The organism is Streptomyces fulvoviolaceus (assembly GCF_000718165.1).
Classification (GTDB): Bacteria; Actinomycetota; Actinomycetes; order Streptomycetales; family Streptomycetaceae; genus Streptomyces; species Streptomyces fulvoviolaceus.
In genome coordinates, this window is the sequence record NZ_JOEY01000005.1 from 272,592 (window position 1) to 283,439 (window position 10,848).

General features: G+C 68.3%; 12 protein-coding genes and 1 pseudogene. 5 read left to right on the forward strand and 8 right to left on the reverse strand.

The window, feature by feature from the left end:
- Window positions 1-44 precede the first annotated feature (44 nt).
- Window positions 45-509: a hypothetical protein gene (locus IG08_RS0107500; RefSeq protein ID WP_030597836.1), complete on the forward strand. Its 465-nt coding sequence runs from the start codon at window positions 45-47 to the stop codon at window positions 507-509.
- A 28-nt stretch (window positions 510-537) separates the two neighbouring features.
- Here the strand turns inward: IG08_RS0107500 and IG08_RS59985 are convergent, their stop codons facing one another.
- Window positions 538-888: a hypothetical protein gene (locus IG08_RS59985; RefSeq protein WP_158812190.1), complete on the reverse strand. Its 351-nt coding sequence runs from the start codon at window positions 886-888 to the stop codon at window positions 538-540.
- A 182-nt stretch (window positions 889-1,070) separates the two neighbouring features.
- On the opposite strand from IG08_RS59985, the gene IG08_RS0107510 reads away from it, so the two are divergent.
- From IG08_RS0107510 to IG08_RS0107520, 3 genes are all read left to right on the forward strand, one after another.
- Complete coding sequence (locus tag IG08_RS0107510; protein ID WP_030597840.1) at window positions 1,071-1,544, forward strand: SMI1/KNR4 family protein; 474 nt, start codon at window positions 1,071-1,073, stop codon at window positions 1,542-1,544.
- Window positions 1,545-1,692: 148 nt separating this feature from the next.
- Window positions 1,693-2,661: a type I pantothenate kinase gene (gene coaA, locus IG08_RS0107515; protein WP_030597841.1), complete on the forward strand. Its 969-nt coding sequence runs from the start codon at window positions 1,693-1,695 to the stop codon at window positions 2,659-2,661.
- Window positions 2,662-2,692: 31 nt separating this feature from the next.
- Window positions 2,693-3,640 carry a DUF389 domain-containing protein gene (locus IG08_RS0107520; protein ID WP_030597843.1) on the forward strand — a complete coding sequence of 316 codons (948 nt, stop codon included), beginning with the start codon at window positions 2,693-2,695 and terminating at the stop codon, window positions 3,638-3,640.
- Between the two features lie 17 nt (window positions 3,641-3,657).
- On the opposite strand, the gene glmM is transcribed toward IG08_RS0107520, so the two are convergent.
- The 3 genes from glmM to rplM form a co-directional block, all read right to left on the reverse strand.
- Window positions 3,658-5,016 (reverse strand): phosphoglucosamine mutase, encoded by a 1,359-nt coding sequence (gene glmM / locus IG08_RS0107525; protein ID WP_030597845.1) that lies wholly within the window; start codon window positions 5,014-5,016, stop codon window positions 3,658-3,660.
- A 177-nt stretch (window positions 5,017-5,193) separates the two neighbouring features.
- Entirely contained in the window at window positions 5,194-5,721 is a 528-nt protein-coding gene (gene rpsI / locus IG08_RS0107530) for a 30S ribosomal protein S9 (RefSeq protein WP_030597847.1), read from the reverse strand.
- A gap of 44 nt (window positions 5,722-5,765) precedes the next feature.
- Window positions 5,766-6,209 (reverse strand): 50S ribosomal protein L13, encoded by a 444-nt coding sequence (rplM, locus tag IG08_RS0107535; protein ID WP_030597849.1) that lies wholly within the window; start codon window positions 6,207-6,209, stop codon window positions 5,766-5,768.
- Window positions 6,210-6,536: 327 nt separating this feature from the next.
- Between rplM and IG08_RS0107540 the strand changes: the two genes are divergently transcribed.
- Window positions 6,537-7,445, forward strand: a complete 909-nt coding sequence (locus IG08_RS0107540) for a hypothetical protein (protein ID WP_030597851.1) — start codon at window positions 6,537-6,539, stop codon at window positions 7,443-7,445.
- Between the two features lie 82 nt (window positions 7,446-7,527).
- On the opposite strand, the gene IG08_RS55690 is transcribed toward IG08_RS0107540, so the two are convergent.
- The 4 genes and pseudogenes from IG08_RS55690 to IG08_RS56825 form a co-directional block, all read right to left on the reverse strand.
- Window positions 7,528-8,889 (reverse strand): glycoside hydrolase family 26 protein, encoded by a 1,362-nt coding sequence (locus IG08_RS55690; protein WP_030597853.1) that lies wholly within the window; start codon window positions 8,887-8,889, stop codon window positions 7,528-7,530.
- 85 nt (window positions 8,890-8,974) lie between these two features.
- Window positions 8,975-9,832 (reverse strand): tRNA pseudouridine(38-40) synthase TruA, encoded by an 858-nt coding sequence (gene truA, locus IG08_RS0107550; protein WP_030597858.1) that lies wholly within the window; start codon window positions 9,830-9,832, stop codon window positions 8,975-8,977.
- A 72-nt stretch (window positions 9,833-9,904) separates the two neighbouring features.
- Window positions 9,905-10,414, reverse strand: a complete 510-nt coding sequence (gene rplQ / locus IG08_RS0107555) for a 50S ribosomal protein L17 (RefSeq protein WP_030597861.1) — start codon at window positions 10,412-10,414, stop codon at window positions 9,905-9,907.
- 83 nt (window positions 10,415-10,497) lie between these two features.
- A pseudogene (locus IG08_RS56825) lies at window positions 10,498-10,848 on the reverse strand (DNA-directed RNA polymerase subunit alpha C-terminal domain-containing protein); the annotation flags it as partial.

The window sequence follows — 10,848 nt, forward strand, 5'->3', positions numbered from 1 at the left end:
CTGGCGCCGCTGAGCAGTCCGCCCGGCGGTAGGAAAATGGGGCCATGTCCGAGTACGGTTTCGCCCGCGCATCCGATGAAGTTCTCGTCGTCCGAAACGAGTTGGCCGGCCAAGTGGTCCAGGCGCTCCGGCGCGCCGGCCTGCACGCTTTCCGCGAGGGAGAGAACGAAGCAGCGGACCGGTCGGGCGCCGCGGTCCACGTCGAGCCCGACGCCGAGACGGCCTCGGCGGCTGTAACCGTGGGATGGGGTTACGCCCCCGGCATGGTCCAGGCGGCTGTCGACAGCCTCGACTCCGGCAGTCCTGACGCGCCGGTCGTCCGCCTGCCCGGGACGATCGGTCAGCACATGCAGAGCGCGCTGATCAAGATCTCGCTGTCGGCGGGAGTCCTCGCAACGCTGGAGAACGACACCATGAACCCGGAACGCGTCCTGGTATTCGGGATGATGTCCGATCTGCCACCGGCGCTGAGACCCACGTTCGACCGACCGGAAATTCACCATGACTGAACCCCGATTCGACCTGCATCCGAAAGCCTCACCGGAGGTCGTCGAGGAGCGCCAGGCGCTCGCCGAGCGAGTGTGTCGGGAACTGCGACGTGCCGGTCTTCCGGTGTACCGGGGTGACCTCAGCGGCGGTCCGCACAATCAGCCTGGCGTGGACGTGCACGTGGAGCCTTTCGTCGACGGCGGAGTGTACGTGGACTGGGACACGGACGCGGAGCTCAGGGATGCCGCTGTCGATCTCTTCGCGCAAGGGATCGACTACTCGAACCCCCCTGCGGTCGTCCGCCACCACAACACCGTCCACAAGCACATGCAGGCCGCTCTTCTGGGGATTCTCACCTCGGCGGGGTTCGAGGTCGAAGTACCGGACCCGCATGGGCATGGGAGCGCGGTCCAAGCGAAGGGCTTCCGGCCCTGAAGCACCCACTGTTGGGCCCCGCCGAAGCCGAGCTGTACCGGCTCCGGCGGGGCCTGCCGCACTCCGCCTGCGCACCTGGAGGGCGACGACGAGGGCGACCCGACAGGTCCGGAAGTCCGTGGCGACCAAGCGAAGGACTTCGGCGGATGACGGGCATCGAAGCGAGCCGACAGGTCATCGACCTGGTTCGTGCCAACGAGGACAGCGCAAGGCACGGCCGGGGTTGCTCTCCCGACACCATCGCCCGCGCCGAGCGGGAGCCGGGTCTCACGTTCCCGCCGTCGTACCGGCTCCTTGTCGAGGAGTTCGGCACCTGGGACGTGGCGCCCACCGAGTTCCTCGGCGTCCACCAGACCGAAGCCGCCGGGGATGTGCTCCTGGGCTCCGTGACCGAGACCCTCGACGCTCGGGCCGACGTCGACATGCCACCGGAACTGATGGTGGTCCTGCTCGACGACGTGTGGTCGTTCGCCGTCCTCGACACCTCCCAGCCCGACGAAGACGGCGAGTACCCCGTCTTCGCCTGGAATCCGGGAGTACTCGACGGTGGGCTCATGGAGAAGATCGCGGACAGTCTCGGAGAGTTCGCGCTCAAGGAGTGTCAGCAGAACCTGAGCTGATCCACTCCGCGGGACAGACACCGGACAGGGCGCCGCACGCCCGGCGTGCAGCCCCCCTGTCGCGTGCCCGGCGCCCAAGTGACGCACCCCACCCGCCGCCCCGTTCAAACTCCGTTAACAATGGACTGTGATCTCTCCGGTCTCCCCGATGCCCCGGAGCGCCCACCGGCCCAAGCCGGAGGCGACTCCCTTCGTCGACCTCACCCGCTCCGAGTGGAGCGCGCTGCGTGACAAGACACCGCTGCCGCTCACCGCCGAGGAGGTCGAGAAGCTGCGCGGCCTGGGCGACGTCATCGACCTCGACGAGGTGCGGGACATCTACCTCCCGCTGTCCCGGCTCCTCAACCTCTACGTCGGCGCCACGGACGGCCTCAGAGGGGCGCTGAACACCTTCCTGGGCGAACAGGGCTCGCAGTCCGGCACCCCGTTCGTCATAGGGGTCGCCGGCTCCGTCGCCGTAGGAAAGTCCACGGTCGCCCGTCTCCTCCAGGCCCTGCTCTCCCGCTGGCCCGAGCACCCGCGCGTCGAGCTGGTGACGACAGACGGCTTTCTGCTGCCCACCGAGGAGCTCCAGGCCCGCGGCCTGATGTCGCGCAAGGGTTTCCCCGAGTCGTACGACCGCCGGGCCCTGACCCGCTTCGTCGCCGACATCAAGGCCGGCAAGGACGAGGTGACGGCCCCCGTCTACTCCCACCTCATCTACGACATCGTCCCGGACCAGCGCCTCACGGTCCGCCGCCCCGACATCCTCATCGTCGAGGGCCTCAACGTCCTCCAGCCCGCCCTCCCCGGCAGCGACGGCCGCACCCGCGTCGGCCTCGCCGACTACTTCGACTTCAGCGTGTACGTCGACGCGAGCGGCGAGGACATCGAGCGCTGGTACCTCAACCGCTTCCGCAAGCTGCGCGCGACCGCCTTCCAGAACCCCGACTCGTACTTCCGCAAGTACACCCAGGTCTCCGAAGAGGAAGCCGTCGACTACGCCCGCGGGCTGTGGCGCACCATCAACAGGCCCAACCTGGTGGAGAACATCGCCCCCACCCGCGGCCGCGCCACCCTCGTCATCCGCAAGGGCCAGGACCACAAGGTGCAGCGCCTCAGCCTCCGCAAGCTGTGAAGACGTAACGAAGGCCTGTTAGAAAGGCGTCATGCTGCATCTGCGCCTGATCACCCCGGCCGAGAAGACCGACGACGTGGTCCGCCTGATCGAGAAGACGGTCGGCACCACGCATCTGGTGGTGATGGCGGGCGCCGCCCGCAACCCGGCGGGGGACGTGGTGATGTGCGACGTGGCCCGCGAGGCCGGCGACGAACTCATCGGCGCACTACGCCAGTTGGACCTCGACAAGACCGGCTCCATCGCCGTCGAGAACATCGACCTGTCGCTCTCCGAGCGGGCCGACAAGGCCGAGGAGGAGGCACCGGGCGAGGGCGCGGACGCGGTGCTGTGGGAGCACCTGACGGACGCGACGCACGAGGAGTCCACGCTCTCCATCACGTACGTCGCCTTCATCACGCTGGCCACCATGATCGCGGCCTGCGGTGTGGTCCTCGACAACGCGATCCTGATCGTGGGTGCGATGGCGGTGGGCCCGGAGTTCGGCCCGCTGGCGGGCTTCAGCACGGCGGTCGTTCGGCGTCATCCGCGCCTGGCGCTGCGCTCGTTGATCGCCCTGATCGTCGGCTTCGCGGTGGCGATGGCGGTGACGGTCGGCTTCAGCTGGTTCATGGACGCCGTGGACCTCTTCCACAAGTCCGACCTGGAGGGTGACCGCCCCAACACCGCGTTCGTCTACGCCCCCGACGCCTTCTCGTTCGTCGTCGCAGTCCTCGCCGGCATCGCGGGCACGCTCTCGCTGACCTCCGCCAAGTCGGGCCTCCTGGTCGGCGTCGCCATCTCGGTCACGACGGTCCCGGCCGCCGCCAACGCGGCCGTAGCCCTCAGCTACGGCGACACGAACCAGACGGTCGGCTCGACCAACCAACTCCTGCTGAACCTGCTGGGAATCGTCCTCGCGGGCACGCTGACGCTGCTGGCCCAGAAGTGGCTCTGGACCAGCCAGCGCGAACGTACGGCGAAAACAGGGAAGGTCTGACCGACAGCAGGGAAGGTCTAACCGAGCGCCGACTTCACCACATCGGCCAACCGACCGGCCACAGACCGGGCCTGATCGATATCGGCCGCCTCGACCATCACCCGGACCAACGGCTCGGTCCCCGAAGGCCGCAGCAACACCCGCCCCGTGGACCCGAGTTCACGCTCGGCCTCGGCAACGGCGGCAGCGAGCTCCGCCGAACTCCCCACACGCGACCGATCGACATCCGGCACATTGATCAGCACCTGCGGCAACCGCTCCATGACAGAGGCCAGTTCACGCAGCGACCGTCCGGTCTGGGCGACCCGCGCCGCCAGCAGCAGCCCCGTCAGCGTCCCGTCCCCGGTCGTGGCGTGGTCGAGGATGATCACGTGCCCGGACTGCTCGCCGCCGAGGGCGTACCCGTGCTCCTTCATCTCCTCGAGCACATACCGGTCCCCCACCGCGGTCTGGATGAGCTTCAGCCCCTCGCGCTCGATCGCCAGCTTGAGGCCCAGATTCGACATGACCGTCGCGACAACGGTGCCGGAGCGCAGTGCGGAACGCTCCCGCATCGCAAGCGCGAGTACGGCCATGATCTGGTCGCCGTCCACCTCCTCCCCGGTGTGGTCGACGGCCAGGCAGCGGTCGGCGTCGCCGTCGTGCGCGATACCGAAGTCGGCGCCGTGCTCGGCGACGGCGGCCTTCAGAAGGCCCAGGTGGGTGGAGCCGCAGCCGTCATTGATGTTGAGCCCGTTCGGCTCCGCACCGATCGTCACGACCTCGGCCCCGGCCCGCGTGAACGCCTCCGGCGACACCCGCGCGGCAGCGCCGTGCGCCTCGTCGAGGACGATCTTCAGCCCGTCGAGCCGGTTCGGCAGCACAGTGACGAGGTGGGTGACGTACTCCTCGAAGCCCTCGTCGTACACCCGGACACGGCCGACGCCCTCGCCGGTCGGACGATCCCAGGGTGCGCCGGTGCGGTGCTCCTCGTAGACCGTCTCGATACGCTCCTCGAGGTCGTCGTCGAGCTTGTGGCCGCCGCGGGCGAGGAACTTGATGCCGTTGTCGGGCATGGCGTTGTGGCTCGCGGACAGCACGACGCCGAGGTCGGCCTCGAGTTTGGCGGTGAGGTACGCGACCGCCGGGGTGGGCAGCACGCCGACGCGCAGGACGTCCACGCCCGCGCTGGCCAGGCCGGCGATCACTGCGGCTTCCAGGAACTCACCGGACGCGCGCGGGTCCCTTCCGACCACCGCGGTCGGCCGGTGCCCCTCGAACGTGCCCGCCTCGGCCAGTACGTGCGCCGCGGCGACGGAGAGGCCGAGCGCCATCTCGGCCGTCAGGTCCGCGTTGGCGACACCGCGCACGCCGTCCGTGCCGAAGAGTCGTCCCACTTGTCCTCCTGTGAAGCGTCAGTTTCGGAGATCATCCGATCACACGAGCCTTTGAGCGCCTTGTGCCGTTATACGCCTAAGGCTGTGATAAACGAACGCCCCGGCGGCACTGTGGCGTGCCGCCGGGGCGTTCGGACGTACTGCTGACGTGCGAGTACGAGCTGCAGGCAGCGAAGCTTAACGCTTGCTGTACTGCGGGGCCTTGCGGGCCTTCTTGAGACCGGCCTTCTTGCGCTCGACCGCACGGTCGTCGCGCTTGAGGTAGCCGGCCTTCTTGAGGGCGGCGCGGTTGTTGTCCACGTCGGCCTCGTTCAGCGCGCGGGCCACGCCGAGGCGCAGGGCACCGGCCTGGCCGGAGACGCCGCCACCCGAGATGCGGGCGATGACGTCGTAGCGGCCGTCGAGCTCGAGCACCTTGAAGGGCTCGTTGACTTCCTGCTGGTGGACCTTGTTCGGGAAGTAGTCCTCGAGCGTGCGCCCGTTGACCTTCCACTTGCCGGTGCCGGGCACGATGCGAACGCGCGCGATGGCGTTCTTGCGACGGCCCAGGCCGGCGGCCGGCTGCGGGTCGCCGAAGCGGCCGGCGAGGGACTCCGAGGTGTACTCACCCTCGACGGGGACCTCGGACTCGGTGGTGTAGCTCTCGATGTCGACAAGCTCGGTCTCGGTCTCTTCGACCGGCTGCTCAACGGTGGTCTCGGCCACGATGCTCCTCAGATTCTTTTCTGTCTTAGGGGGTGTGGCCGGAACTACTGCGCGACCTGGGTGATCTCGAACGGCACCGGCTGCTGCGCAGCGTGCGGGTGCTGGTCGCCCGAGTAGACCTTCAGCTTGCCGAGCATCTGACGGCCCAGGGTGTTCTTGGGGATCATGCCCTTGATGGCCTTCTCGACGGCCTTCTCGGGGTTCTTGGCCAGCAGCTCGTCGTAACGGACGGCACGCAGACCACCCGGGTAACCGGAGTGGCGGTACGCCAGCTTCTGGGTCTTCTTGTTGCCGGACAGGTGAACCTTGTCGGCGTTGATGATGATGACGAAGTCGCCCATGTCCATGTGCGGGGCATAGGTCGGCTTGTGCTTGCCACGGAGGAGGTTCGCAGCGGTGGTAGCCAGACGGCCCAGGACGATGTCCTGAGCGTCAATGACGTGCCACTGGCGAGTCACATCGCCGGGCTTGGGGCTGTACGTACGCACTTCGCAGCCTTCTTCTTCAGTGGATGGGTGCTGACACATGGCATCACTGAAGCGATCGTGCAGCTGGGGACGACAGTGCCGGGACCACTGCCCGTATGCCGCCCACTGGTAACTGCTCCAGGGAACCTACGTAAGGGCCTCTCGCGTGAGAACGACCAAGCCACTACGCATAACAAACTGCAAGGTTACCCGCGCTGCCCCGGACGGGTCAAAACGAGCCCTCGACGACACCGTACGGTCGAGATGTACGGCCCTGCCGGAAAGGTCCCACAGAGCCCTTCCGGAGGCATCACCAGCACCTCACGTCCCCCGTCTAAGATGCGGCCCATGAGCTTTGGGCAGCAGGGGGGACCCCAGTCCCAGTGGGATCCCTGGAAACCGAATTCCCAGCAGCCGTGGGACGGCAGCGGCGGCGGCGACACTCCGGACTGGGCCGCGCTCGCCGAGGCGTCCGAGACGCGGAACAAACGGCGCCGGTTGTTCCTCATCGGCGGCGGCGCGGTCGCCACGCTCGCCATCGGCACGGCCGTGGCGATGGCCGTCGTGTCGGCGAACGGCGACAGCGAGTCGAACAAGCCGGCCTCGTCACTGCCCGCGACCGCGGACATCCCGAGCGCGACCGGGACCGCGGCGCCGTCGTTCGAGCCGACCAGCGCCCCGCCCGCGCTGGATCCGAAGGACTTCATCTCCAGCAAGAGCAAGGACACGTCCCCGCTCGGCGCATCCATCCTCTTCCCGGGAACCCAGCTGACCATGCAGCTGACCTCGGGGGGTTCCGCGGTGTACAAGAAGGGTGAGACGGACGACACGAAGAACTGCGCCTCGACCGGCGTCGTCCAGCCCAGCCTCGGCAAGATACTCACCGCCAACGACTGCACCCGCTTCATGCGCGTCAGCTACACCAAGGGCGGCGTCTCGGTGACGGTCGGCGTGGCCGTCTTCGACACGGAGGCCGAGGCCACCAAGGCCAAGGGACAGGTCGACACCCAGAAGGACATCGTCAAGTCGCTGTCCGGCGGCGCCGTCAAGCCCTTCTGCAACTCCGCAGTCTGCCGTACGACCGCGAACTCCTACGGCCGCTACGCCTACTTCACGGTCGCCGGTTTCACCAGCGGCAAGGACGTGACGACCAAGGACACGGCCGTCTTCAGCATCAGCGACAACCTGCAGGAGTTCACGTTCCGGCAGATCCGGCGACGGGGCCAGGCGCAGGCTTCGGCGGCCGCCAACGAGTGACGCTCCGCCCGCCCTGCACGGGGCGGGTGGGCGCTCCATCGATTACACATTCGCAGTCGCGATGTCGCGTGCGAGCCACCGGTCAGTGGGCGTGGATCGAGCCCCAGGCGAAGTTCTGCCCGAACCCGGTGCCCGAACCGCCCGTATACACCTGGTCCGTGGCGTAGTACGTCGCCTTCACATCCGCGTTCGTATTGGTTCCCCTGGTCAGGGCGGTCCCCCAGGTGCTCCAGATCACCCATGGGCTGGGGGTCAGCGCGTTCGAGCCGGCGGCCGTGATCGGCACGTTGTACGTCTCCGCGAGCATCCGCGGCTTCGCGTAGTCGACGAGCCCCGTGTAGTACACGTTCGTGAAGTCCGAGTAGCCCGGGTAGTAGTCGTCGACGGCGACGACGTCGACGAGGTCGGCCCCCGGGTAGTAGTCCCACGGCACACCGCTTCCCGGCGCCTTCCAGCCGTTGGGCGACCAGACGAAGATCAGGTTGTGCAGCCCCTTCGTCCTCACCAGGTAGTCGTACGTGATCCGCCACAGCTTCTTGTAGGAGGCCGCGGTCTTCCCGCCCCACCAGAACCAGTCGCCGTTCATCTCGTGGTACGGCCGCAGCAGTACGGGAACGTCCCAGGCGGCGAAGTACGAGAGCGTGGCCGCGAGAAAGCCCAGGTCCGCGAGGAGCGCCCGGTACTCGTCGGTGTCCGACTCCCAGTCGAGAACGCGGTCGAACCACGCCTGGTCGGTGCTGAGCGTCGCCACCGGGTAGGACTCGTAACCGCCCGGGTGCTCCCCCTCGACCTGCGTGAGGACCCGGCTCCAGGACTTCACCGAGGAGCCGGGGTACGGCTGGTGGAAGCTCATGCCCACGATCCCGGAGGCCGCGCCGCCGTTGGTGAGGGACGCGGCGGTGCCGTCGAGCCGGACCATGGTGCCGTCCGGGTTGTACGTGCCGTCCGCCGCGCGCGGCAGCCCCTTCCACACGCCACAGGCGAGGTCGACGGCGTCGTCCGTGTACTGCCACGACCGCAGCCCCGTCGGCAGCCCCAGCAGCTGGTTGTAGGACCGGTCCCCGTACGTCCCCCAGCCGGTCGCGCCGTACCCGGGCCCGAGGTCGATCTCGATGAAGCCGGACAGCTTGCCCGTGATGTCCCGGGCCTTCCTGTAGTAGTACCCGGAGAACGTCGTGCCGCCCGTGTCCCCGTAGCTCGCGTTGTACAGCTCCTGCTGGGTCTCGATGTGCTGCCCGATGATCGTCATCGGGCTGCTCCCGGAGCGCGCGGCATTCTCCATCGACACCAGGTGGCTGTACACCGACTGCGCGTTCCCCGACGCCGCCGGATCCCGGCCCGTCAGCGTGGGTGCGATGAGCGGCACGGCCGCCCGTGCCACTCCCGGTATGACGGACGCGGCGGCTGCGGCGCCGAGCGCGGTGACGAACGTACGTCTTCGCAAGACTCAACCTCCAGGAAAGGGGCGGATCTTGCTCAGATTACGGCCGCCTCCTGGAACAGGGCGGCGATCTTCGGGAGTTCCAGTCTCAGCACCCGCCGCACGACGGCAGGGACCGCCGGTTCCGCGCCTCCTTGTTCCGCGCGGCCAGCAACTCGTCGGCGGGGTAACCGACTTCCTCCAGCGTCAGCCCGTGCGGCCGTACGACATGCACGGCTGAGTCCCGTACGCCGGCGGCGAGCACCTTGCCCGGCCACTCCGGCCCCCGGTGCCCGTCCCCCACGAACAGCAGCGCCCCGATGAGCGAGCGCACCATGTTGTGGCAGAAGGCGTCGGCGCGGACGGTGGCGGTGATGATCCCGTCGCCGCCGCGCAGGAGGCTCAGCTCCTGGAGCGTACGGATGGTGGTCGCGCCCTCCCGCTTCTTGCAGTAGGCGGCGAAGTCGTGCTCCCCCAGGAGCCGCCCGGCGGCCTCGTTCATCGCGTCGACGTCGAGGGGCCAGTCGTGCCAGAGGACGTGGTTGCGGAGCAGCGGGTCGACGCCGCCGGGCTCGTCGGTGACGCGATACGCGTACCGCCGCCAGATCGCGGAGAACCGGGCGTTGAAGCCCGCGGGCGCCTCGGTGAGGGACCACACCCGCACGTCCTTGGAGAGCCGCCCGGCGAGCCGCTTGAGCAGCTTCTCCCGGTGCTCGGCCCAGAGCTCCTCAGGGAGGTCCACGTGGGCCACCTGACCCCGCGCGTGCACCCCGGCATCGGTCCGCCCCGCCACGGTCAGCTCGTACGTCGTGTCCTTCGACCGCGTCACGGTCCGCAGCGCGTCCTCGATCTCCCCCTGCACGGTCCGCCGCCCCCCGGCCTGCTTGGCCCACCCGGAGAACGCGGTCCCGTCGTACGACAGATCAAGGCGAATACGAACATGCCCGGCCGCTACTTCATCACTCACACGGAGATCCTCTCAGGAACACAAAAGCGGGCCCGCTCCTGGAAAAAGGAACGGGCCCGCGAACGCACACGCTTACGCGTCCTTGGACTCCTCGGCGGCGTCCTCGGCCTCGTCGGCCTTGGTCACGTCGACCTTGGTCTCCTCGGCAACCGGAGCAGCCTCGGCGTCCTTGGCGGCACGCTTGGTGGCGGCCTCGGCCTCACCAGTCGCAGCCTGCGCGACCGTCAGCGCCTCGACCAGCTCGATGACAGCCATGGGCGCGTTGTCGCCACGACGGTTACCGATCTTGGTGATGCGGGTGTAGCCACCCGGGCGGTTCTCGTAGCGCGGGCCGATCTCGGTGAAGAGCGTGTGGACGACGCTCTTGTCCGTGATGGTCTGGAGCACCTGACGGCGGTTGTGAAGGTCGCCCTTCTTCGCCTTGGTGACCAGACGCTCGGCGTACGGACGCAGCTTGCGCGCCTTCGCCTCGGTGGTGGTGATACGGCCGTGCTCGAAGAGGCTCTTCGCGAGGTTCGCGAGGAGCAGCTTCTCGTGCGCGGCGCTGCCGCCCAGACGGGCACCCTTGGTGGGCTTCGGCATTTCTTTCTCCTTGGCATCTGCCCCGGCCGTATCAGGTACCGGGGTCAGGACCCGGTGAGCGGATGCTCACCGGCAACAACCGATCAGTACTGCTCGGTCTCCACGAAACCCGCGTCCGCGTCGTCGTCGGCGCCGAAGGCGTCGGCGGCGGCGGTCGGGTCGAATCCGGGCGGGCTGTCCTTCAGGGCCAGGCCCATGCCGGCCAGCTTCGCCTTGACCTCGTCGATGGACTTCGCACCGAAGTTACGGATGTCCAGGAGGTCGGCCTCGGAGCGGGCGACGAGCTCACCCACGGAGGGGACGGGCCCATGTCGATGCCCTCGGCGTCGATGTTCAGCTCGCGGGCGAGACCGAACAGCTCGACCAGGGTCTTACCGGCCGACGCCATGGCGTCACGGGGACGCATGGCCTGCTTGGTCTCGACGTCGACGATC

What these genes read in the sequence shown, in the direction of transcription:
- IG08_RS0107520 (WP_030597843.1), top strand. Translation starts at nt 2,693, where the DNA reads ATGCTGCATCTGCGCCTGATCACCCCGGCCGAGAAGACCGACGACGTG.
- coaA (WP_030597841.1), top strand. Translation starts at nt 1,693, where the DNA reads ATGCCCCGGAGCGCCCACCGGCCCAAGCCGGAGGCGACTCCCTTCGTC.
- rplQ (WP_030597861.1), bottom strand. Translation starts at nt 10,414, where the DNA reads ATGCCGAAGCCCACCAAGGGTGCCCGTCTGGGCGGCAGCGCCGCGCAC.
- IG08_RS0107510 (WP_030597840.1), top strand. Translation starts at nt 1,071, where the DNA reads ATGACGGGCATCGAAGCGAGCCGACAGGTCATCGACCTGGTTCGTGCC.
- IG08_RS0107500 (WP_030597836.1), top strand. Translation starts at nt 45, where the DNA reads ATGTCCGAGTACGGTTTCGCCCGCGCATCCGATGAAGTTCTCGTCGTC.
- IG08_RS0107540 (WP_030597851.1), top strand. Translation starts at nt 6,537, where the DNA reads ATGAGCTTTGGGCAGCAGGGGGGACCCCAGTCCCAGTGGGATCCCTGG.
- IG08_RS59985 (WP_158812190.1), bottom strand. Translation starts at nt 888, where the DNA reads ATGCCCATGCGGGTCCGGTACTTCGACCTCGAACCCCGCCGAGGTGAG.